The organism is Mycoplasma zalophidermidis (assembly GCF_024742155.1).
GTDB classification, from domain to species: domain Bacteria; phylum Bacillota_I; class Bacilli_A; order Mycoplasmatales; family Metamycoplasmataceae; genus Mycoplasmopsis; species Mycoplasmopsis zalophidermidis.
This window is the reverse complement of sequence record NZ_JANSFS010000004.1, coordinates 47,888-72,445: the sequence shown is the minus strand read 5'-3', so window position 1 is coordinate 72,445 and position 24,558 is coordinate 47,888. Positions and strand designations below refer to the sequence as shown.

Sequence of the window (24,558 nt, the reverse complement as noted above, 5' to 3'; positions counted from 1 at the left end):
TGGCTATATATTTGTTCGATTTAAAAATAAAACAGCATCATAAAGACGATGCTATTTCTAGAAATTATTTTTTATTTGGGTCAAAAACCCCAACAAAAGGTGCTCCTCTGAATTTCTCTTCGTAATCAAGTCCATATCCTACCAAAAACTTATCAGGAACAACAAATGCTGCCTTATCTGGTTTTAAATTAACTTTACGATTGTGGGGTTTGTCTAATAAAGTGATTATACGGTAACTCTTAGGGTGTCTATTTTTTAACATTGTACTTATTTTTTGTAGTGTAATACCAGAATCTATAATATCTTCAACGATTAATACATCTCTACCTTCAATGTCAGTTTCTAAATCCATTACGATTTTAACATTACCAGTTGAAGCGCTTCCCCCTTCATAACTAGATGCTATCATAAAAGCAACTTCGTTCTCCACGGTTATATCTTTAATTAATTGTGCTAAAAAAGGTACCGCCCCTTTCAATAAACCGACTAGAATTAAATTGGTCGAATCTTTATAAGTTTCATTGACTCAATTGGCCATTTCTTTGATTTTAGATTCAATTTCATCTCTAGTTAGTAGTATTTTAGTAAATCTTTGATCCATTTTTGCTCGCTATCTTATTAGTAATTATAACGTTTAGATTTACTAAAATTGAATTTTTCAATGATTTCAATTGCTTCGCCCAAAATTTGTATGTCGTTTTTGCCGTTGGAATCTATTACAGCAAAGGGAATATTAAATGACTTCATCAAGTTTACGAATAAATCCTTGTATAAGGCATGTAATTCTTTAAAATATTCTTCGTTCTGTTCATAGTTATCAATTTCTGATTTACGGCCTCTTTTTGTTATTCTTTCTTTAAAAGTGTCAAAATTTATATCAATATAAATCGCTAAATCAGGATTTTCATTTGGATCGATTAAGTTTCTAAACATTGCGTCGAAACCTTTTAAATATTTAGGTTTTTTTGTCTTTAGAGTCATAACTGCAAAAATATAATGCTCTAAATTAAATCTATCTAAAAATATATGATCAGTTTTTCAGTTTAATTTATTTTCATTGAATTTATTGACGCATTTTTGAAATGAATCAGACAAACTTTCAATAATGAAAGATTGAAAACCTATATCTATATTTTGTTTTTGTTCATAAAATCATCTCAGAAATGTGTTGAAAACAGGATCGTTTTCCTCAAATTCCTCCAATAATATTGAATTTTTGTAGTGGTTGTTTAATCCTTTTGCTAAAGTACTTTTGCCGCTACCTATCATTCCACTAATACCTATAACCATTATTTATTAAAACGTTCCTTCTTGCTGAAATCAAATTCTTCTATGATTTTAATAGTTGCTTCAAAAACTTCTTGTTCTGACATATTATTCGTATCAAGAATTATGTAATCCATATTAAATTTTTTAGCTTGACGTTCAAAGGTTTCGCGATATACGCTATGTAATTCTCTAAAATATGCTTCGTTTGCTGCGTAATTATCTGTTTCGACGTTTCTGCCACGCGAGAATAAGCGTTTTTTGAATGTTTCAAAGGTCATATCTAAATAAATAGCTAAATCAGGTGTTTCATCTTTGGTAATTAAATGTGTAAATAATGAATCATAACCCTTCATGTATTTAGGTCCTTTCGATGAAAGATTAACACTAGCAAATATATAGTGTTCAATACTGAAACGATCTAAAAATATATGATCTTTGTTATGTTTTTTGCCCAATTTATTGAATTCATCAAACAAATCGGCTAATTTTGATGTGTGGTTTTCAACAACATAAGATTGAAAACCTATTGTTAGGTTTGGTGTTTTATTGTACAATCATTCTAAAAATTGATTGAATACTTCATCATCCTCTTCAAATTCTTTTAATAACATTGATGATTTGTAGTGATTCATCAATTTTTTTGTTAGGACACTTTTACCGCTCCCAATCATTCCGCTTATTCCTATTAACATATTTTCTCCCTATTTTTTTTCTAAAATTTAATGAAAAAAAGTAACCTAAATTACTTATATTCCACATCTATTATTTTTATATTGTATTTAGTTATTGCGTCAACTTCAACTATTTGACCAACTTTACCATCGGCCAACGCCAATGCTAGTGCTGATTCATTTGAAATTTTTCCATTTAAAGGGTCACTATCGTGAATACCCATAATTGTTACTGTTTTTATTTCTTTGGTGTCTACTTTTTCGTATGTAACAGTTGCACCAACTCCAATTTTTGAAGAACTTCTGCTTTCGTCATTAGTAATAACAACAGCTCTTTCAATAATTGCTTCTAATTCACGGATTCTTGCCTCAACAATACCCTGCATTTCTCTAGCTGCATCGTATTCGGCATTTTCTGAAAGGTCACCTTGCGCACGAGCTTCTTTAAGAGCCGCCTGCACTTCTGGTCTTTTAACATTTACAAGTTCGTGATACTCCGATTTATATTTATCAAGCGTTTCCTGAGCTAAATAAATCTCTTCTTCTTTTTTATTTGTCATATTTTTGCTCCTTTAAATTAGTTATTTTATTTTATCAAGTTGTTCAACTATTTATTCAATTTAATTATTTTTTTTAACTATATAGATGAATTTCGAATTTACAGTCGTTAGTTCAAAAGGTATTAACGATTGTTTTAAATTCTTCAAAAGACTTTTAAAACTTTTATCTTTTTTATTGTCAAGTCTAATAATTAACATTCCGTTTTTATCTAACATATTGAAATATGTATTGAATAGGTCAAATGACTCTATTAAACTATTATTTGCTAAAACTAAATTCATCGAAAGGCTGCGAAGTTCAGCTTCTGTTTTAATTTCGCATTTCCGGTTAAAATATTGTGGAAAATTTAAGACTGCTTTGTTCCATAAATTAATATTAATATTGTTTTGAATTTCAAATATATTAGCCTTCGTTTTCAACATTAATACAGCTAATTCGTATTCTGTGTTTTTATTTACTATCAGTACATTTTTGTAATCATTTAAAAAAATGGTGTTAATTCAGCTTTCTAAATCTCAATCTTGAGCACGTGAACCAAAAAAATCTTTTAAATCGTATGGTAAGGTTCCAAGATCGTCGCCACGTTTTTGCAAAATCTCTAATTTACGTTGTTTTTCTTCCTCGTTAGATTGTTGGGCTTGAATTTTTTTGACTTTTCATCTAGACCAAAATCATGTTCCCACACCGGCTATAGCAACAATAATCATAGAAGAAAATAGTAATCATGTTGCTCAATCAGGCAACATTATTTTCTTTCCTGTCATTACAACCTCTTTCCTCCGTAATCCAAAAAATCCTGCAAAATAATTACTGCTGATAATGTATCTTTGATTTCTTTTCGTTTTTTAATGCTTATTTTTGCAGATTTCAATGTTTTTTCGGCTTTGATTGTTGTTCCATATTCATTTACTAAAAAGATATTTTGGTCAAAAATGGATTTTAGTGATAGGGCGAATTCTTCAACCATAATTGTTCGCTCACTTTTAGCGCCATTACTTCTTAATGGATAACCAACAATTATAGAATCAGTATCTTCGTATTTTAAGAGAAATTCCTTTATTTTCTCAATGACAATATTGAAATTATTTTCGTCAAACCTAATAGTCTCTAAACTGGTTGCGATAATTGCTGAAGAGTCGGTTATGGCAAATCCACAAGTTTTAGTACCTAGGTCTAAAGCGATTTTACGCATTAAATTCCTCTAAAATTATGTCTTTTAATTTATTTGAATTATTAATTTTACCCATGGCTAAAATTGCCGATCCACCACCGCGACCATTAAGTCTATTTGCTACATTTTTAAATATTTTATTTGAATCTTTTGTTTTTGACGCGATAGCTAACAGTGTTTGTTCGGTTCCAATAGAGGCAAGAATTATGTGGTTTTGCGGATATTTTTCACGCAATGTTGACGCAATTATTTTAATTTGGCTAGAATCTATATTTTCATTGAAGTAAATATTTGAACCATTAACGTTTTCAAATTCAATTGAGTCAAAATCGAATTCGATATTAGATTTCGATTTTGAAATTTGCTTATAGTCTTCTCTTGCTTGTTCGATACATATTTTCAGTTGTTTTAGATTATCCTCAAGATTGTTTGAGTTTGGTATCGATAATTCATATGTTTGGTCAAGATTTTTAATTTTAGCAATAATATTGTTTAATTCTTCAGTTGTTGCTGAGATTTGCTCATTTAATCATTCGTTAACCAATTTATTAGAAGTAACTACTCTAAAACGATAAACTCCGGCTTGTTTTTTGTCACAATTTGTAATCTTGAAGTTTTCTAATATAGAAGAATGCGACAAGTGCGTTCCACCACATAAATCGCTTGTAACGTCGCCTCATTTAACAATTCTGACACACTTAGGATCCATGTATTGATCCTCTTCGATGGTCATAACTGCATGTAAATTTTTAGCTTGTTCAATTGTTGAAATAATATATTCTCTTTTAATATCTTTGTCAATGATTGCCTTCATTTGATTTTCAATTTCCGAGATTTGTTCATCGGTTGGTTTATTATCGCCCGGGAAGTCAAATGTAAATCTTTGTTCAGTAATATCAGAACCTAATTGTTTAATTTGAGGACCCAATACTTTTCTAAGTACTGAAAACATTAGGTGCGTTGCCGAGTGATTGCGGGCACAGTTTAATCTTACATATTCATCTACGAAACACTCTAGCGGTTGATTAATATTTATTTTCCCTTTAACAACGTGGATGTGGTTGCCAAATTTATCCTTGAATACATCGATAATTTTAATTTTATTACCGTCTTGTAGCATGTATCCTTCATCGTGCTTTTGTCCACCGCTAGTGGCATAAAATGGTGTTTTATCTAAAACAACATATGAAACACCATCGGCTGATGATATGCGATTTTCAGTATCTAATAATTCGACAATAGCAGACTTGTATTGAGTAAAATCGTAACCTACGAATTCAGATATTTTTTGTTTGATTAGAGAAAGGGAATTTATAGCTTTTTCCATACCGTTTAATTTATTTCCACGACTCGCCTCAGCGTGTTTTTCTTTTGCTTTAGCAAAAGCATCCATATCAACGGTTATCCCTTTATTCGCCAGTATTTCTACGGTTAATTCAATTGGAAAACCGTATGTTTCTAATAAATTAAAAGCGATACCACCATCAAAAGTTTTTATACCTTTTTCTATGTAATTTTCCAACAATGACTTCCCATTTTCAATAGTTTTAGCAAAAATTTCTTCTTCATCTTTAATTGCTTTCATTACTGGATTTACATCATAAACAAAAGGCAGTGATTCTCGTACAACGGGTACTAATTTATTTAAAAATATTCCTTTAATGCCTAATTGCATTCCTTTATATATAGATCTTCTAATCAATCTTCTGATAATATAACCTCTTCCAACGTTAGAAACACCTTCTCCATCAGCTAATGCGTTTGCAACTGTTCTAATGTGGTCTGCAATTATTTTGAAACAAGTATTAATTTCGCGTTGTTCTTGTTCTTTTGTGAAATAGTTGTTTATATCATAACGGTATTTTGTATATTTTTCTATTTCGTGAATAATATTTAAAAATAAATCAGAATCATAGTTTGTAGGGGCATCTTGCATAATTGAAACTATACGCTCAAAACCGGCACCAGTATCAATATTTTTCTGTGCTAATTCAGTATATTTATTATCGCCCTCGTTATTGAATTGACTAAAAACAACATTTCAAATTTCTATATATCTGTCATTTTCAATGTCTTGTTGAAGCAATTCAATGCCTCTTTGATCATATTTTGGTCCGCGGTCATAAAAAATTTCGGTACAAGGCCCACAAGGCCCAGATCCAACATCTCAAAAGTTAGTATCTCTTGTCCCTTTGATTAGGTGTGACGGTTTAATACCAAGAGAAAGCCATTTATCTCTAGTTTCTAAATCTTCTTCAAAATATGTAAAATATAGATTTTCTAAAGATAATTTAAGTTCTTTTGTTAAAAATTCATAAGCATATTCAATTGCTTCTTTTTTGAAATAATCTCCAATACTGAAGTTACCTAACATTTCAAAAAATGTATGATGTCTAGATGTTACGCCAACATTCTCGATGTCATTTGTTCTGATTGCTTTTTGAGAGTTTGTTAAACGTTTTTTTGGTGGTATTTTTTTACCACTGAAATAATCTTTAAGCGTAGCTACTCCTGAGTTAATTCATAAAAGAGACGGGTCGTTGACAGGAATTAAACTTTTACTTTCAACAATTAAATGATCCTTTGATTCAAAGAATTTTAGTCATTTTTGTCTTATTTCTTTTGAGTTCATGATTTCTCCTATACGTAGTTTTTTTCAATATTATTTAAATAAATTTTTTCAATTGTTGCTCCACCCAAACATTTATCGCCATCATAAATAACAACTTGTTGACCAGGGGTGACTGCTTGAGATTTGGAAGGGTAAAAAACTTTTATTTCTTTATTGGGTAATAATTCAATAGATACCGGAATATCTTGTTGTCTATATCTGAATTTGGCAGTTAAATTTAATGGATTATATTCTTCATTGTTAAGTGTAAGTCCGCTTGCTAATAGTGAATCTGATTCTAAATATGAGATGTCACTGGCTGGAGCCACATACAAAATATTTTCTTTAACATTATGACCACATACATAGTGTGGTTCGGTCATTCCACCAAGATTTAGTCCTTTACGTTGACCTAGTGTGTAATAATAACATCCATCATGTCTGCCCACCACTTTATTAGTTTTGATTTCAACTATATTTCCAGGCTGTGCCGGTATATAGTTTTGAAGGAACATGGTGAAATTTCGTTCCCCAATAAAACATATTCCTGTCGAATCTTTTTTATTAGCGGTTGCTAAACCAAGTTCGGTTGCTATTTCACGAATTTGTAATTTCTCGAAGTCGGCTAGTGGCATCAACACTTTTGATAGTTGTTGATTAGTAAGTTGAGCCAAAAAATATGTTTGGTCTTTATTTTTGTCTTTGGCCCTAAATAAATGTCCATTTTCAACCTTTGCATAATGCCCCATCGCAATAAAATCGGCTTTTAGTACATTGAATGCATAGTCCGCAAAAGCTTTAAATTTAATAAATTTGTTACATAAAATATCTGGATTTGGTGTACGCCCTTTTTTGTATTCTTCGATAAAATTTTCGAACACATTGTCTCAATATTCGCGAACAAAATCAACTCTATGCAGTTTTATACCTAGTTTATCAGCAACTTTTAATGCATCTTGAAAATCTTGTTCCTGAGGACATATATCTTTCGAAATATTTTCATTTCCCAAAAAATCATTGTTTACAAAAGAATCTCAATTCCTCATAAATAAACCTTCAACAGCGTAACCTTGATCAAGTAATAACTTTGCCGCAACCGAAGAATCAACACCACCAGACATTCCCAATATAACTTTGTTTCTTTTTTTCATAATCCCCCTAAAAATAAAGCCAACCACATTGAGTGGTTGGTTGTAATTAGTAATTACCTGTAAAACACACTCTTAGATTTTGTGGTTTTATATCTATTAAACTTTCAAAACGAGTTTGAAATTCCTTTGAAAATTGTTCAATAATCTCGCCTAAATTTTTGTTTCTTTTAATCTTAATGTCAATAATAAAAGAAGCATTAGAGAAGTCTTTATTGAATATAATTCTTGGAGACCCGTCTAATTTCAAAAAATTTATATCGTCAGCACATTGTTGAATTAGTTGTTGCAATGTTTCTTCTGATACAGAGTAACTTTGCCCTAATCCTAAAGAAACGGTTATAAAATTCATTATTTATTTCCTTTGCCTAGGTATTTACCAGTTTCTGTTGAGATAGAAATAAAATCGCCTTGTTTAATAAACATTGGAGTGTCTAATTCAAAACCTGTTTCAACCTTAACTCTTTTTTGTGGGTTTGTCGTTGTATTTCCTTTTACAGCGTCTGGTGCCTCAATTACTTCTAAGGTAACTGATGATTCTAGTTCGATGTCAAGGATTTCTTCCTCAAATTTTCTAATTTTTACTGAAGACCCTTCTTTTAAAAAGTTGATTTCTCACTCAACGTGACTCAATGGAATTTCTACTTGTTCATATGTTTCGTTATCCATTAAAATTAAGTTTTCCCCGTCTGAATATAGGTAATTCATTGGACGTTTGTCAATATGGGCTTTTTTAATCATTGTTCCACCAGTGTAAGATTTGATGGTAATTGCTCCAGTTCTTAAGTTTTTGACTTTTGCTTTAACGTTTGCTTGACCACGTCCTTGTTTTGAATGCTGTGCTTCTACAACGACAAAGATTTCACCTTCGTCTTCAAATGTAATTCCACCTTTAAATGTATTTACGTTAATCATTGTTATCTCCTAATTAATTACTATTAAATATATGTATCTATTTTAATATAAAAACAGTTTTTGCTTATAAAAATAAAAATCAACACTAAAAAAAATGTTTAAAGTGTTGATTATTTTTTTAATTGAAGTTGTGATTCAGTGCCACTAATAAGTCTTTTTATATTACTTCTGTGAAGATAAATAATTAAGATGGAAGCGATTAGGAAATATACGGCTGATACAAATCAATAAGGTTGTAAACATTGAGGGGAAATGCAATTTGATAAATTAATAAAATTCAATCAATAACCAGTTATTCCCTGACTGAATCATGGAATAAAAACCAATGGAGCAATAATACCGGCAGTCAATAATGAACCTAATGAAACTTTTCTAGAAATGATAACAGTTGCAAAAAATACAACGAAGGCAATCAATCATAAAACTGGGTTAATACTTAAGATGAAAGCAGAAGAGCAAGCGACACCTTTGCCACCTTTGAATTTAAAGAAAATTGGGAAGCAGTGACCCAAAATTACTCCTAAGCCAATTGACTGCGGACTCATTCAATGTGTTGCAGAAAAATCACGAAAAAGATGGTTTTGTAGGGTCGCGAAAATTAAGCTTGGGATTAAAACTTTCATAAAGTCGATAATAAAAACAATTAATGCAAATTTTTTGCCATAAGTTCTTAATGAATTGGTTGCCCCGGCATTTTGCGAAAAGTGATTTCTAACATCATCGTTTCTTAATTTTTTGCTTAAGATAATTGCTGTATTAAACGAACCAATTATGTAACCAAATATCAATAGGGCGAGATTTAAGGCGATTATACTAAGCCACACAATCAGCGCTTTAGGATAATTAATCATTAATTTTGTCCTTTGAATTTAATTAATTTATTATTATTTCTATATCCGCGACCTTCTTTAGCTTCTCTGTGATTGTTTAACATAGTTGCATCAGCTGAGAATGAAGCATATGGTCTAAAAATGCTTTGACCAACACCGTAAGCATCTACTGGTGCATTTTCTGCTTCGAACTTAGTGATTTTTTCAGCGTTGAAACCACTTGATACAACAATTTTAACGTGTTTAGCACCAGCTTGGTCTAGAGCTATTCTCAATCTCTTAATTTGTTCAGGGTTGACTCCATAAAATTCTGGATTGTCAGGTTCGTTGTCAAACATATGGTCCTTCATGTTTTTTGAAGTATCTATTCTTACGCCTCACAGGTGTTTTCCTATTGTTTTATATGAATCAAGTGCTTCGCGTATAACATTGTTGTGATAATCAACCAAAGAAATAATTTTATCTTCTGGAAACATTTCAGAATATGCTTTCATAGCAGCACTGGTATCGCCAGCAAAATTTTGAATTAAGCAATGAGGAACCGAACCGAATACATTTTGAGAGTCCACAACATTTTGAGCTTCTGTTGACATAGACGTGCAGCCGGCTAGATACGCAGCCTTGCCATCAATTTCTTGCATCATTCAGTGGTCTGCGCGATCCCCCATAAATATTACGTCTTTACCTTTTGCAGCCAATACGCAATTACGCATGTTTGTTGCAAGTGTCGAAGAACGAGTTAAAATTCCATCTATCATCCCTTCATATTTACCGAAAAGTTGATAATTTCCAACTAGTTCAAGTACAATCTCAAGATTATTCACTATTGATCCTTCTGGGAGATATTTAATTGTGTATTTTGACGTATCTGTGTTATTTTTCAGTAGTTCTAGCACTTCGTCCATACCACCTAAAAGAACATTATCTCTACGTTGGAAAAATTGCATACGAATAATGTTATTCGGATTGTATTTTTCGATTATTTTTTCTGTTTTATGAAAATAATTCGAAATATATTTATCGTATTTATTGCTCATATTATTCTCCTATCTATATTAATATTAAGTTGCTAAATTTTACCACGACAAATAGTAAAGTTTTATTTTTAATTTAAATAATTAAGAAGACATAAATTAATGTTTTTGTTGTTAGTTTTATTATAGGATTGTAATTTTTTTCATAAATACACATATTACAGTATTTTAGGAAAAATAAATAGACTTAGTAAACTAGTTATAAATCATTATTAAAATATGGTTTATAATAATTAAATGAAAATAAACAAAGATATTAATCCATGCGCCTATTTTTTAGATTTAGATGGTACTTTTTTTGATCAACCTGATGCGAATTATCCGGCCTCTGATTTTAATATCTCTGTCGCTAAAAAAATAAACAATTATAAACCCGTTATTGTTTCAACCGGCAGAAAAAATAATAAATTTTTGAGAGAATTAATGAAGAAAATTAATGCTCCTTTTACTATATGTTCAGTTGGAGCTCAAATTATCGATAATAAAGGTAAAACTGTTTGAAAAGCAACAATTGGCGCCGACGACAAACAAAAGATAATGAGTGAGTTTCAAAAACTGGGTTTATTCATTTTTGTTAACGATACTGAATATTTATATTGTTCAAGTAACAACAACCCATTGTTCATCCGTTCATGAGCGTCGCAAATTCCCAGATTAAACTATGACAAAATTCCATACGAAGAGGAAGTGTTTAAGTATTTAGTATTTGGACTTGAAAGAGATGTGATGGCTTTACAACTCGAAAAATGAAGAAATAAGTACCCTTCATTAAGTTTTCATCTTGTTTCAAAAGGATACTCTATTGAGATTACCCATAAATCAGCAACCAAAGGGAAGGCGGCACAGTATATTTGTAAATTATTGGGGCTAGACATTAAAACTGCCATGCACATTGGCGATTCAGGAAATGACGTAACAGCTAAACCCGAAATAGGATATTTAATGGCTGTTGCTAATTCGATGGATGAAATTAAAAGAATTGCAGATTTTGTATCAAATCATGATTACAAAAATGGTGGAGTTGGTAAAATTATGTCAGAAATAGAGCATTTGGAAAATCAATAAAAAAATGAGCAAAATTTAAATTGCTCATTTTTGTTTGCTTAAATTAAGCGAAGAAGTCTTTTCTAGCATCCGCTTTAGTTTGAGCACTAGCAATAAAAGGAATTCTCGTTGTGTAGTTATTTCTCGATGCAACAATCATTTTAGCAGGCCATTCATTTACTGATCTATTTCATTGATATACTGAGTCATTGTAGATTTCTCTGGCAGCAGTAATTTCCTTTTGTAAGTACGAGTTTTGTTGCAACGCATCTCTTAAAGCTCCGTGTGCTTGTAATTCAGGGTAATTTTCAAGTTGAACGTTAATTGCTCCAATTGTTTGGTCAATTGAACTTGCAAAGTTTGATCTATTTTCTTCAGTTGGTTTCATACCTGAACGATATAAAGCTACTGACTTCATAACATCTTTATCTAGGTCGATTGATTTAGAAACTATTGAAGCAATGTTAGTCATAATGACAACTCTTTGTTCTAAATAGTTATCAATTTGCGAAGCATTATGTTGAATTTTTTGTTCAACTTGTGCTAAATAATTTTTAGCTTTAATTTTTACAAACAAGAATATAAGCCCTGGGATGATTCCTAAAACTCACAGAATAATTTCAAATATTACTGAACCTGCTCCTGTTTTTATAGGTAATTTTTTGTTAATTACGTTAACATCGTGACCTTGTTCAAGAATAGGTCCTTCCATTTCGTCTAATTGATTTGACATATGTCCTCCTTCTAGTGGTTAAATTATATATTAATTTAATATTTTGATAATAGAACCGAATGATAGAAAAACATCTTTGTCTTCGATATTTGTATCAAAACCTAACGAACCATTATTTACTGATTCATAAATTTCTTTTTTGTATTCATCAATATCTATTGGATAGTTTTGTATTTTTTTAATTAGAATATCTGTTTCTTTAGAAATTGGTATATATTCATCTCAAGGTACGGGAACCATGTGATGGCGTCCATCACCACCTCTAACAGATACATAATCAACTCTTTGTTTAATTTTAAAACTACTAGATTCTACTTTAACTTGTTCTGTATCATTTCCGTTATCTGAAACATAACTTGTTTTCAAAATTGATTGAGTCTGTGTACTTGGGTGATCAAAAACAGCTCTTGGTAAATATGATATTTGATGTTCGTATTCGTATTCGTTTAAATTGTAATCAATTTTATCATTATATATATATTCGACAGCTTTTGTTTGCTGAAAAATTGGTATTGAAAAATAAGGAGCAAAACTAAAGTAAAGTGTTTTGAAGTATTCATGGTTAACTTTAATAAATAATTCTTTAATGTTATCATAATCAAACATGCGGAATAATGATACATCTTCATTTAGAATTTCACCTGTTAAGTGGTCAAACTGAAATAGGTTTAACTTTCCGTATTTTCCATAATACATATCATCGCCATAACCATGTTTTTTGTCGGTTAATAACTTAACAATGTTTTGCTGAGCAAGAGGAGTGAATAATAATCTAAATTGCTGCTCATGGTTTCGATCTGTGGAACCAAAACAAGCTTCAAATTTTGTGTTAGCCAAGGCAGTAAATTTAGGATTGTCATTCATAATTTTTTTCAATACATTATCATATTTTTTGACGTATTTAGCTATTTGCGAATCTGATTCGTTATTAATGTTATTTGCATTTCTGGTGAAATGTAGGTCTGGGGCAGCTTGTGAACCTATATAAATATAAGTTTTGTGCCAATATTCAGGGAAAGGTTTGATAACTCTTGCAACAAGTGTTTCGCTGCGGTGTACAGCAACACGCTTCCCGTTAGAATCGTAAGAATACTCAGTTCATGAAATAAGCAAAGTTCCTGTGTATGTTTTAGTACCCATTTCATGTAATAACCTTGACGAAATAACGAAAGGGTTGCCATAAATTGTTCCCGATTGAATTCTTTCATGCATTTGGTTGTGATTTGTATCGCCTTTAAAATCATAGTTTTGAGCTAATGAACGCAATCTACCAAGATTTAAATGGCGATCCATTTGTAAAATTGGCATAGTTTTTTTAAATAATTTAATTTTATAACCCGGTCTGATTAGGTTTAATAGAGGATTTATTTGACTAAAGGCCTCATTTATAAGTTCTTCTCTCTCTGATTCTAATTTATGTTTTGTTAATTCGGCTGAATTAATATGTTTCTTTATTACTAATGCTTGTATAACGCTTAAACCGGTGATTAATAATACAGAAATTAATATTAGGGCTGTGCAAATTAGTATATTTTCAGTGGAAATTTCATTATCATTCATACCTTTATAAATTAGGGTGAATATGGTTCCTACCAATACCACACAGGCCAAAGTAATAAATATTATATTAAATACTTTAGCGATTCATAGTTTGCTTAGTTTATTTTTTCATTTATTTATTAATTCTTCTTTTTTGTAAATCTTATCTGCTGTTGCACGGTTCGCGTTGACATCTATGTTTGATTTTTCTGTTAATTCCTTAAAGAAATTTTCAACATTTTCCGTATGTTTATTTTTATATGATTCATATTCATCAAGTGGTTGATCAATCGATATTGTTGGTATCATTTTACTCCTTATTTTAGTAACTTAAATTATATCTTAATTATTATATATTGATTAAGGAACTCCAATAAAAAACGGAGCGTAACCACTCCATTAATTGTCGATATTTGTTTTCAATATTTTAAGAAACGCTTCTTGCGGAACTTCAACAGAACCCAGCATTTTCATACGTTTCTTACCCTCTTTTTGTTTCTTTAGTAGTTTTTGACGACGAGTGACGTCTCCACCATAAAGTTTAGCTGTAACATCCTTACGATAAGCTTTAATAGTTTCTCTAGCAATAATTTTTCCTCCAATAGCTGCTTGAACAGGTACTTCAAAGTTTTGTCTTGGAATAGCATCCTTAAGTTTTTGACAAAGATCTCTAGCTCTTGAATATGCGTTGTCACGGTGTGTGATAATTGTGAAGGCATCAATCTTGTCACCGTTTAATAAAACATCAACTTTTACTAAGTCTGTTTCTTTATAACCAAATAAATCATATTCGAATGAGGCGTAACCTTTTGTTGAACTTTTTAATCGGTCAAAAAAGTCAACAACAATTTCAGCTAATGGCATTTCATAAGTAATTTTGCTTCTGTTACCATCTAGTGATTCCATATCGCGATAGATTCCTCTTTTGCCTTGACATAGTTCCATAACATTCCCGATATAGCTATCAGGTACGATAATTGTTGAATAAATATATGGTTCCTCAATTCTATCTATAAATGTTCTATCAGGTAGAAATGCAGGATTAGAAACCATTTCTAATGTTCCATCAGTACGATAAACTTTATATTCAACAGATGGAGATGTAGCAATAACACCAATATTGTATTCACGATTTAAACGTTCTTGAAGTATTTCCATATGCAGCATACCGAGAAATCCAACTCTAAATCCAAAACCTAATGCCCGAGATGTTTCTTGTTCTCATGAAATAGAACTATCGCTCAATGCAATTTTCTCTAGACTTTCTTTTAATTCCATATAATCGCGTGTGTCAACTGGGTAAAATCCCGTAAAAACAACCGGTTGTTTCTTTTTGTAACCAGGCAACGGTTTTTCCGCCGGGTTTTCTTCTAAGGTTATAGTATCACCAACACTTACATCTCTTGCATCTCTAATTGTGGCAGCAACTCATCCAACCTCACCAGCTTCTAGATAATCTTTTTTAACTTCGCGAGGTGATTTTACCCCTAATTCAGAAACTTGATTAATACGCCCTGAAGACATAAATTTAATTTTGTCATTACGCCTTAATTTACCTTGCACAATTCTAACTAACATTACAACTCCACGATATTCGTCAAAATATGAGTCGAAAATTAGTGCTTTCAAAGGTTTTGAATCATCTGCTTCAGAGGGTGCAGGTATGTATTTTTCAATAGCTTCAAGTACTTGTTCACAGTTCAATCCGGTTTTAGCAGATATACAAACTGCATTGTCAGTTGGTAGTCCAATTACTCTTTCAATCTCAGCCTTTGTTCTTTCGATGTCCGCAGATGGTAAGTCAATTTTGTTTATTATTGGAATAATTGTTAAGTTATTTTCAAGAGCTAAATAGACATTGGCTAATGTTTGTGCTTCAATACCTTGTGTTGCATCAACAATTAATAATGCACCTTCAGTAGCGGCTAAAGAACGTGAGACTTCATAGGTAAAATCGACATGGCCTGGTGTGTCAATAAGATGGAAAATATAATCTTTGTACTTTATTTGTACCGCGTTCAACTTAATTGTAATTCCTCTTTCTCTTTCTAGGTCCATTGTGTCTAGGGTTTGTTCCTCCAATTCACGTTGGCTAACTGTTTGAGTAAGTTCCAAAATTCTATCAGCTAAAGTACTTTTGCCGTGGTCGATATGGGCAATGATTGAAAAATTTCTAATTTTTGTTTTGTCCATTATTTGCTCTCCTTATAATATATGTATTAAATTTTATAATAAAATGCAAAAAATACAATAAATTCCATTTAAAAGGAGAATTATGAAAACAGAAATTACAACTGGACATACCAACATTTCTTATCGAATCGGTGATGAATTTGTTCAAGAAAAGCAATTTAATGGCTTCAATCACAAAATTGATTACCACATATTAAGTAAATTTAATTTTGTTCCTAAACTTATTGAAAATAAGCTAGATATTATAAAATGAGAATTCATTGAAGGTAAACAACCAACACTTGATTTCTCAAACATTGAACTTATTGCTCAACAAGTAAAACAAATCCATGATTCAAAATTAAGTTTTCCTAAATCTAATCACGCTGCGAGAGTAAAAGAATATCGCAGAATATTAAAACAAAAAAACCGCAGTGTTCCTGTTTTGGAAGAATATTATCGCTGTGTGAATTTGACGCTATCTAAAATGGATAAAACAACTCCGTTGCACAATGACCTATGACCATTTAATATGATTCAGACTAATGGCAAAATATTCTTTGTTGACTGGGAATACTCGACCCTGGGAGATAAACATTTTGAATTGGCATATATTATTGAAGCAAGTAATTTAAGGGGTGATTTAGAAACAAAATTTCTAAATGCTTATGGAAATTACAATTATATTCATCTATTGCGTCATAAGATTTTAGTAAATTATTTGGTTGTTTTGTGGGTGCAAACTCAAACAAAACCTCCATTTAATACTGAAGAATATGAAAAAAGAATTTATAATTATGGTAATGAATTAAAGAAATTAACAAATTCTTAAAACACGGAGGTAGTGTGAAAAAATTAAAATTAAGTAAAATAATTTACTTTTCAGTTGTGATGTTGCTGCTAATGGTTTTTTTGTTTATTATGCAGTTAAAAGAAATTGCAAACATTAATAAAGGTAACTATTTTAATTGAACAAATTCAGAAAATGTTACTTTGTATTTTGTATCTATTAAATGGTTTATGGCCGGTTTTATCTCTAATATTAAAAGATTATCAGATTGATTACAGGAACCTATGAATAGCGGGATGAATTCAAGCAAAGTTGTGATTTACTATTTTGGAGTAGCTTGTGGCGCTATTTTGTCTGTATTGCTTAGCATTTGAACTATAGTAGTATTTATTATGGCTTTATTTTCAATATTCCAAAAAAGTTTCATTTTAGCACCAATTGTATTGCTATTTATTGTTGTGGCAGGAGGTATTATTGTAAGTATTTTCTTGAATGGATTATTTAGTAAGTATATAAATAATGATGAAGTAAATAGATATTTAAATATACCATTTGTTGTATTGCCAATTATAGATGTTGTTATAATAGTTTTAAGTTCTATTGCTTCTATACATCATAAAAGAAAAAATAAAAATAATCTAGATTAAAAAAATAGTAACCGCTGAATGGTTGCTATTTTTATACTCATTTTACAATTGAATTAGCAAATCGAAAAATGATTAATCACTATAGGTTTAATTTGTTAAATTTATTAATAATATCGTCAATCTTTTCACTAAATGTTTTTTTGAAAGATTCAAATTCATTAGTTAGTTCATCTGGTTTTTTATCTATATTAATATTTTTAATAAATGTTAAATATTCTTCAAGCAATGAGGAAATGAGATCATAATTATGTCCAAGATAAGTATAAAACATAAATTCTAACAAACAATAATTTGTATCGTTGTGATTATTAGGATTAATTTCACGGATGAATGCTTGAATTTTATCGTGAAAACTAGGCTCCGAAGTTAGTATTATTTTTTCAAAGAATTCTCAGTAGAAACTTTTTTGAGTAGAAATTAATGATTGTATGCTCTTACAATATTGTTTGTTTTCTATTTTTAAGGTATCAAATTTCGATATCTTATCTATATGGAAAATATTATTAATTTGATATGGATGGAGATTTAAATTAAATTCGTGCTTATATATCTCTACATAAATTTGATTTAATTTTGATAAAAATGATTGAGCTTTATCGTTTAAATCGGGACCCATAGATATGACGGTTTTCCCACGGTTTTCATGTATTGTTATATTTCTATCAATTTTTTTCAAGAGATTTAACTTATTATCAGTATCTTCATCGAGTATTAATTTATATCCTGAGACATTGTTATTAAAATTAATTCTCAATCGGCCCTTACCTCAATCAATGAAAGTGCAAAGATTAGTGTTAATGTTATTTTTTAAATTAGAATGTAGTTCGATAAAATTACGTATATTTCTAGCTTGCAATTCTAATGAGAGTGCTTCAATCACTATTCTTCCTTTTTCATTTAGTATTTTAAAAAATTCTTCATCGCTTATATTATCAAGTGCTTTCAACCTTAATGAAAACTCTAGTGAATATTTAGAATCAAGAGAACTTCTTAATTCTTTAAATATCGCATCTTTTTTTATTCTTAATTTATCTGCAACATTTCTAAAGTAGGTTTCTTCATCTAAAAATTCTAAAATATCATTAATTTCCTTTTCAAAACTGTCAATATAAGAATTATCAGAATCTATCGGCATTCCGATAATTTTCCCGAGGAAAGAAGAGGTTATGCGAGATAAATCTAAGTCTTCTATACTTTCACGTTTAGCTATATTTCCTAATGAGCTAAAGTGATTTATGTTTTCTAGAATTATTTTTTGAACACTTGTTATGCTATTTCGAATTAAATCATTAGCGTTATTAATAGATCTTTCTTTCATCTTGAAAAATTTGTATGAAAACCGTGTTGGGTTTAGTGACAACAATAAATCATTCGAGATAAATCTAATCAGATTTTCTAAATCATAGATATTTAATTTAGTTTCTTCTTTCGAAGATCATGTTTGATGATACTTATCTAAAATATCGAAAGAACTTGGATTCGCTTCAATTTCATTTATTAATTTACGTAATTCGTTTTTATCAGTATATATGTTGTTTACAGATTTGGATTCACACTCATTTAGTAACGCGTTTAACTCATTTAAGATTATTTGTATTTTACTATGGTAAGGTTTATAGGGTCCTTCATCATCATCATCCTTCGTAAATAGAGAATATTTTGCAATAAAATCAAAAATTTTATTATTTTTTATATTTGATATCAGTTGGTCATAATTTATTTCATTCAACATTGCAGCTGACATCATGTTTCAAAAATCAGCTAAAAATTTTATTAGATTTTCGCGTGTCAAGTTTAAGTTTTTGGCGAAGGGATATTTTTCAATATTTTTAATAAGATTGATCAATTCTCTTTTACTGACAACTTCCATGGCTCCCATATCGGGCCCAAATGAAAAAACCATACCTAAAAAATTTGTTAATAACATGTCAGCTTCTGTGTAAGATCTTACTATTAGTTCCTGTATTGATTCTTGATGGAAATCAATATAGATTTTTTGTACGTTCTTAAATCATGATGTAAGTTTACTTAAATCAAAACCTTTATCATTTAATTGGTTACGAATTTTTGTTATTTCATTGTTGTCTATAGTTTTTTGATTTTTTCTAATTTTAATACTGATTAAATTATTTGTGTCTTTTTCACTTAAAATGGTTCTGATAGTATTAAAAATAATTTCTTCTTCTGGTGAAGATTCATCTATATATTGATTTTCAATTAGATATGTTAATATTGCCTCGACTGCTAAGTTCAAATTATTTATTTGTTCGGCGGAAATTATTTTGCTTAAATAAGGATTATAGTGAAACATGTAATTTTGACGGTTTAATTTATTTTGTTTTGTCCCCAATACAGATTCAATATTATTATAAAAAACTGATGCGTATTTTCGAGGGTGTCAACTGAATTTCTTTGGATTATTTTCCTTAAAATCCATAACTCTTAAGAATTTCAAAATTTCAGAAATGCTCTTAATATAATTGAATTGATTTGTGTTCTCACTATCTTTAACTTGATCGACGATAAATTTAAATTCATCATTTCTTTTTCAAATTGCATTTTCATTTGTAATTTGTTCATTGAGGTACCCTGATTTTGAATATAACTCATTTAGTAATCGAGAAGAAAATGCTGAAATATAAATGTATTGACCATAAAATTCTTTCTGTTTGGGAGTGATGTTTTGCGGGTTAGTGTTTAGATACTTAAATAATTCATATTTAATAATCATTTCCGCTTTTGCTTTAATTAAAAACTCACGAGTTTTTTTATCTCAATCTTTGCTGGGATCAGGAATATAAAAAGCAAAATTTTCGGAGCCTCTTCCTACAACAGGCATTGAGTTTGCTAACATATTAATTGGCATTACTCGGTATTTATTCGAAGAATTTTTTTTCTTTGCTTCTAACACAACTTTATCTATTTGGGATTGGTTTTTGAGATCGATAGTCAACTGAGATATGTAATTATTCTTGTCAACCATATTTATGTTTTTTAAATTAGTAATTTCTTCTTCTGCTTTTTTTAATGAATTTTGCTTATTTATATTGTTAATTTGTAAAAAATAGCGGTATTTTTCGCTACGCAAATCGTTGGTTTTAAGTTTGTTTATTTCTTTTTGCGCATATTCCTTATTTTCAAGAAAATTTAAATTCTTAATATCAAATCTATTTAAAATGGTTGTAGATGCTAGAATTGCCGAAAATGCTGTTACTGTCGTTGTGGCCAATATTAACCCAATTCCGAATGCATGTTTTTTTGACATATTAATTACCTTTCATAAATTTACTGTTATTTTTTTGTTTTTTAAAATTATTTATTTTCGAACTTACTTATATAAATATAAATAATTATTCATTTTAAATTATACGGAATAGTGATAATGATTGCAGTTTTCCACCGCCTAAACTATTAAAAATATGAAAACTTCCATATTTTTCGGACGATAATTAGTTTTTTACTTATAAAAAGACAAATATTTTTATTATGGTTTTCCAAGTTTTATTATATTTAATAATTAAACTTATATTTATATATATAATTAAATAACTAATGTAAAGGGGTCTGTATGTTTAGTGAAAACGAAAAAAGATATAAAACAATTTTGAGTAATTTATTGGATGTTAGTCCTAATGATAAGGCGGTTTTTACAAAGGTTGATAATAACTACTTTTTTGATTTACATAAATTATTTAGTGAAGAAACTTATCGTAAAATTTGAAACAAAAAAGAATTTAAAATCGAAATCATAGAGGAAAAATTAAAATTTGCATCTCAACAGTTGAGTCAAGCGCAAAATTATGAAGAAGCATTAAATCTAATTGAAGATTTTGATTTATCAATCTCTGATTTTAAGTTGAGATTATTAAAAAAAGATTTTGAAATTGGTATTAAAAAAATAACTGAAGAATTGCAAATGCAATTTCAAAAACAATCAATAAAATGAAAAATGTTTTTGAATAGAGCCAAGGAAATTAACGAACAAACTAATATTTGACCAATTCATTTGGGTTTCATGTATATAAAAGTAAATATTGATGGAAAATCAATTTACGGGCCATTATTTTTGAAGGAAGCTTATGTAATAATTGAAAATGCTCGTCCAAAACTTTATTCTAATTCAGATATTAAACCAAATGAAAAACTGCTATTCTTATTGAATAATGCTAACTTTGATTTAGACACCAGTATGAATATTTCTGACTTAACAATCAAGGATCTTATTGATTTTGTTAAATCCGAATGAGAAAACATTTACCCTCACATACCGGATATTTTTGGAGAATTTGAAAAATTAAGTCCAGAAAATGTCTTGAACGAATCTCTTGAATTTTGCCCTGGTGTTGTCTTGGGTCTATTTCAACCCGCCGGCGGTTATATAAGAAATCGGATGATGGAAATAATCAAAAATGATGATGTTGGAAAAATTATTAAAATAGAATTCAAAAAATCTAATTACACTAAAGCGGTTGATAATTTAATTTTCAATCCTCGTAGCAGTATTTTTAAAATTACACCAACTAACTTTAGTCAAGATAAAGCTATAGCATCCTCATTGCAACAAAACACTGTAATTTGAGGTCCTCCGGGAACTGGTAAGTCGCAAACAATTGTTAACTTGCTAACTAACATTCTGGTTTATGGTAAAACTGCAGTAGTTTGTTCGCAAAAGAAAGCTGCTCTTGAAGTAATCCGTAATCGTATGGGAATGTTAAAACCATTTTGTTTATTTATGCTTAATTCAGCCGAAATGAGCAAAAAATCCTTTTTCAAACCCCTGAAAGAATATATTGATTATATTGAACAATTTGATTCAGTAAGTAATCTAAAAGCATTGAGAGTTCTAAGTAAAAAGGAACTTAGATATATCAAAAACATCGCAAATTTTTCTCAAGATATAAGATTTGGTGAAGTGGCAAAAATATTGCCAACTTTGAATAAATATATGGGTGATTTAAATATCAAACGATGAGAGGTTCTCTTGAATCTTCCAGACACTTCATTTTTTAAATATCCAAATGAATGTAAGTTTGATAGTGTTAAACAAATTGAAAAATGAATGCTTAAGAACAATAAACTTTGTTGAAAATTCTGATCGCGCAAAAGAAAAGATGCAATAAAAAAAGCAGAGAAGATTTTTGAAGAATTTAATAATACAAATATTAACATTAACGAATTAAAAGATATCAGCAAAGATATGGATTTAGATCATTTCAATTTCATAACATCGTTACTTGCAATTTTACCACCTAAAGACAAGCCCGAGGTTAGTGATCAAAACGAGCTAAAAAAATATATTGCTAAATTGATTATTGATCGTGTTGAAAATTTGAGTGATGAAGAAAAAGAAGATTATGGTGAATTTGCACTAACTATAAGATTAGGGAAAACGGAACCATATAAATTTGTTAATAGATTTTCTAACTTGATTAAAAAATTATTCCCTGTAATTATTGTCACTCCTGAAGCCGACTTATCTGCATGAAATAAAGAAGAATTTGACTATGCAGTGTTAGACGAGTCAAGCCAAATTTTTATTGAAAAAGGACTGCCAGTATTATACCTAGCGAAAACTAAGGTTTTAGCTGGCGATGACCAACAAATGAAACCATCAAATTGATTTGGCATCAGAGTCACCGATGAAGATTCTGTTTACGGTATAACTGAATCATTGTTAGACTATGCTTTAGGTTTGGGTATTCACAGCATTTTATTAAACAAAAACTACCGTTCAAATCATGCTGCCCTAATGACTTTTAGTTCTAAACATTTCTATAAATCAAGTCTAGATGTTATTGATTCGGCGCATGTTAATTCTTCATCTAAACCAATTAAAGTAATCGAGGCCAGTGGTGAATGAATAGATAACCAAAATGCAGTTGAAGCAAAAATTGCTCTTGATTTAATTTCTAAGAGCTTAAAAGAATACAAAAAAATAATTTTATTGTGTTTTAACGCTAAACAGCAAGAGGCGATAACTAAAACGATTTTTGAGATTCATCCCGAAATTGAAAATGCATTGAAATCTAATCAATTGTTATTAAGGAATATTGAAAATATACAAGGTGATGAGGCTGATTTAGTAATCGCTTCTCTAGGTTATGATTCAAACGCTAAGATACATTCAACATATGTAGGTCGCCCGGGCGGAAAGAACTCATTGAATGTTGCCATATCAAGAGCAAAAGAAAAAATGATTGTTATAAAATCACTTCATTCAAGTGACATTAATGTTACATTCGATAACGATGATGTATATACATTCAAAAAATGATTAGAATTCTTGGAATTATCAGATGCTGAACGTAAAGATTTTTTATCAATTGACTTAGAGGAAACAAGAACCAATACAATAGACTTATCACAACACAGTAATTTGTTCAATGAAATACACGATTATTTATTAAAATGTATTGAAAATAAGCCTTGAATTCAATTATATGTAAATAACACGCTTGGTACTTTAAATGTTGATTTTTCAATAAAGTCTAATGACAAAAATATATTTTCAATCGTAGTTGATGACTATAAATATGCTAACAATCCTAAAAAATATTTAGAATTTCAAGATTTATGTAAATTTATTGAAGCGAAAAACTACAAATTGTTCAAACTAGACAGATTAAATTGAGAGTACATCAAGCAAGAAATTACTGATTTAATAAATAACATAGTTCTTAATGAGCAAAAATTAGATGATACCTTAGACAATATTGAATATATATATCCTTTAGCATTGACAACTTCAAATGGTGCAGAAATATTACATGAAGCCAGTGAAGAAATAAATGCTCCTAATGATGATATTGACCAAAAATTAGATGTTTATCCATCCATAGAAAACGTAGAAATAGCAACAATTACGAGTGATTATCAAGAAAAAACAATTGAAAATTCAGTTAATAAAGAAGAATTGGAACAAATTTCCGATATAGAGGATGTTCAACAGCCCAATGAATTAAGGGTTAATGATAATGAGAATCTCAATTTCTATAAGAAACTATTACTTTCATCTTCGGCACAAATTCATAATTCATTAACGGTTCAAGATTTAAATAAACCAACTGATGATCTTTTTGTCGATCAAAGAGATTCAAATGATGTTTTGGGTAAAAAAGAAAACAAGAACGAAAACGAAATAAAGCAAGATTTTAAGGAATCTTTAAATATTCACTCAGATAACGTTGATATTACAATTGATAAAGTGATTGACGAAGATGGAGAATGAGATATTGATGCCAAATTAATGGATGAAGAATCTGGTGATGATTTCGATGAATTATTTGAAGAAGGTATTTACGATTAGACAATCCTTACTTTAAATTATAAATAAAACCGTGTTTATTAATTTATTACACTCGGTTTTATTTTTTATTTTATTACTAAATTTAATAATTAGTTTTACAAATAAATTCATTATAAG

The 24,558-nt window shown here is 29.7% G+C and carries 20 protein-coding genes; 4 read left to right on the top strand and 16 right to left on the bottom strand.

Features of this window, described 5'->3' with window-relative positions; translation table 4 throughout:
- Positions 1 to 64 precede the first annotated feature (64 nt).
- The 12 genes from hpt to NW238_RS02610 all read right to left on the bottom strand — a co-directional run bounded on the left by hpt (position 65) and on the right by NW238_RS02610 (position 10,213).
- On the bottom strand, positions 65 to 601 hold the full coding sequence (gene hpt / locus NW238_RS02665) for a hypoxanthine phosphoribosyltransferase (RefSeq protein WP_216505550.1): 537 nt from the start codon (positions 599 to 601) through the stop codon (positions 65 to 67).
- A 17-nt stretch (positions 602 to 618) separates the two neighbouring features.
- Positions 619 to 1,290 carry a deoxynucleoside kinase gene (locus NW238_RS02660; protein WP_216505549.1) on the bottom strand — a complete coding sequence of 224 codons (672 nt, stop codon included), beginning with the start codon at positions 1,288 to 1,290 and terminating at the stop codon, positions 619 to 621.
- Entirely contained in the window at positions 1,290 to 1,961 is a 672-nt protein-coding gene (locus tag NW238_RS02655) for a deoxynucleoside kinase (protein WP_258451774.1), read from the bottom strand. Before NW238_RS02655 ends, NW238_RS02660 begins: the two co-directional genes overlap by 1 nt.
- A 50-nt stretch (positions 1,962 to 2,011) precedes the next feature.
- Complete coding sequence (gene greA, locus NW238_RS02650; RefSeq protein ID WP_171110936.1) at positions 2,012 to 2,500, bottom strand: transcription elongation factor GreA; 489 nt, start codon at positions 2,498 to 2,500, stop codon at positions 2,012 to 2,014.
- A gap of 60 nt (positions 2,501 to 2,560) precedes the next feature.
- Entirely contained in the window at positions 2,561 to 3,265 is a 705-nt protein-coding gene (locus NW238_RS02645; protein ID WP_258451773.1) for a BC85_0335 family putative methyltransferase, read from the bottom strand.
- Complete coding sequence (gene ruvX / locus NW238_RS02640; RefSeq protein ID WP_258451772.1) at positions 3,265 to 3,693, bottom strand: Holliday junction resolvase RuvX; 429 nt, start codon at positions 3,691 to 3,693, stop codon at positions 3,265 to 3,267. Before ruvX ends, NW238_RS02645 begins: the two co-directional genes overlap by 1 nt.
- On the bottom strand, positions 3,686 to 6,304 hold the full coding sequence (gene alaS / locus NW238_RS02635) for an alanine--tRNA ligase (protein WP_258451771.1): 2,619 nt from the start codon (positions 6,302 to 6,304) through the stop codon (positions 3,686 to 3,688). The genes ruvX and alaS overlap by 8 nt, the downstream gene beginning before the upstream one ends.
- Positions 6,305 to 6,312: 8 nt before the next feature.
- Positions 6,313 to 7,434, bottom strand: coding sequence for a tRNA 2-thiouridine(34) synthase MnmA (mnmA, locus tag NW238_RS02630; RefSeq protein ID WP_216505543.1), 1,122 nt, complete (start codon positions 7,432 to 7,434; stop codon positions 6,313 to 6,315).
- 46 nt (positions 7,435 to 7,480) lie between these two features.
- Entirely contained in the window at positions 7,481 to 7,783 is a 303-nt protein-coding gene (locus tag NW238_RS02625) for an MMB_0454 family protein (protein WP_216505542.1), read from the bottom strand.
- A complete protein-coding gene (gene efp / locus NW238_RS02620; RefSeq protein ID WP_258451770.1) occupies positions 7,783 to 8,346 on the bottom strand; it encodes an elongation factor P in 564 nt (187 codons plus the stop codon). Before efp ends, NW238_RS02625 begins: the two co-directional genes overlap by 1 nt.
- 110 nt (positions 8,347 to 8,456) lie before the next feature.
- The gene (plsY, locus tag NW238_RS02615; RefSeq protein ID WP_216505540.1) at positions 8,457 to 9,197 is read right to left on the bottom strand and encodes a glycerol-3-phosphate 1-O-acyltransferase PlsY; all 741 of its coding nucleotides are present in this window, start codon (positions 9,195 to 9,197) and stop codon (positions 8,457 to 8,459) included.
- Positions 9,197 to 10,213, bottom strand: coding sequence for a nicotinate phosphoribosyltransferase (locus NW238_RS02610; RefSeq protein ID WP_258451769.1), 1,017 nt, complete (start codon positions 10,211 to 10,213; stop codon positions 9,197 to 9,199). The genes plsY and NW238_RS02610 overlap by 1 nt, the downstream gene beginning before the upstream one ends.
- A gap of 234 nt (positions 10,214 to 10,447) precedes the next feature.
- Between NW238_RS02610 and NW238_RS02605 the strand changes: the two genes are divergently transcribed.
- Positions 10,448 to 11,275, top strand: a complete 828-nt coding sequence (locus NW238_RS02605; protein WP_216505538.1) for an HAD hydrolase family protein — start codon at positions 10,448 to 10,450, stop codon at positions 11,273 to 11,275.
- 43 nt (positions 11,276 to 11,318) lie between these two features.
- On the opposite strand, the gene NW238_RS02600 is transcribed toward NW238_RS02605, so the two are convergent.
- The 3 genes from NW238_RS02600 to lepA all read right to left on the bottom strand — a co-directional run bounded on the left by NW238_RS02600 (position 11,319) and on the right by lepA (position 15,719).
- Positions 11,319 to 11,987 (bottom strand): LemA family protein, encoded by a 669-nt coding sequence (locus NW238_RS02600; RefSeq protein WP_216505537.1) that lies wholly within the window; start codon positions 11,985 to 11,987, stop codon positions 11,319 to 11,321.
- 30 nt (positions 11,988 to 12,017) lie between these two features.
- Positions 12,018 to 13,835: an MAG1210 family protein gene (locus NW238_RS02595; RefSeq protein WP_258451768.1), complete on the bottom strand. Its 1,818-nt coding sequence runs from the start codon at positions 13,833 to 13,835 to the stop codon at positions 12,018 to 12,020.
- A 90-nt stretch (positions 13,836 to 13,925) separates the two neighbouring features.
- Entirely contained in the window at positions 13,926 to 15,719 is a 1,794-nt protein-coding gene (lepA, locus tag NW238_RS02590; RefSeq protein ID WP_216505535.1) for a translation elongation factor 4, read from the bottom strand.
- A gap of 82 nt (positions 15,720 to 15,801) precedes the next feature.
- On the opposite strand from lepA, the gene NW238_RS02585 reads away from it, so the two are divergent.
- Both NW238_RS02585 and NW238_RS02580 read left to right on the top strand, forming a co-directional pair.
- Complete coding sequence (locus NW238_RS02585) at positions 15,802 to 16,530, top strand: phosphotransferase (protein WP_216505534.1); 729 nt, start codon at positions 15,802 to 15,804, stop codon at positions 16,528 to 16,530.
- Positions 16,531 to 16,544: 14 nt separating this feature from the next.
- Positions 16,545 to 17,135: a hypothetical protein gene (locus NW238_RS02580; protein ID WP_216505533.1), complete on the top strand. Its 591-nt coding sequence runs from the start codon at positions 16,545 to 16,547 to the stop codon at positions 17,133 to 17,135.
- A gap of 79 nt (positions 17,136 to 17,214) precedes the next feature.
- Here NW238_RS02580 and NW238_RS02575 read toward each other — a convergent pair whose 3' ends face one another.
- Entirely contained in the window at positions 17,215 to 20,400 is a 3,186-nt protein-coding gene (locus NW238_RS02575; protein WP_258451767.1) for a hypothetical protein, read from the bottom strand.
- Between the two features lie 303 nt (positions 20,401 to 20,703).
- On the opposite strand from NW238_RS02575, the gene NW238_RS02570 reads away from it, so the two are divergent.
- Positions 20,704 to 24,441 carry a DEAD/DEAH box helicase gene (locus NW238_RS02570; RefSeq protein WP_216505531.1) on the top strand — a complete coding sequence of 1,246 codons (3,738 nt, stop codon included), beginning with the start codon at positions 20,704 to 20,706 and terminating at the stop codon, positions 24,439 to 24,441.
- Positions 24,442 to 24,558 lie beyond the last annotated feature (117 nt).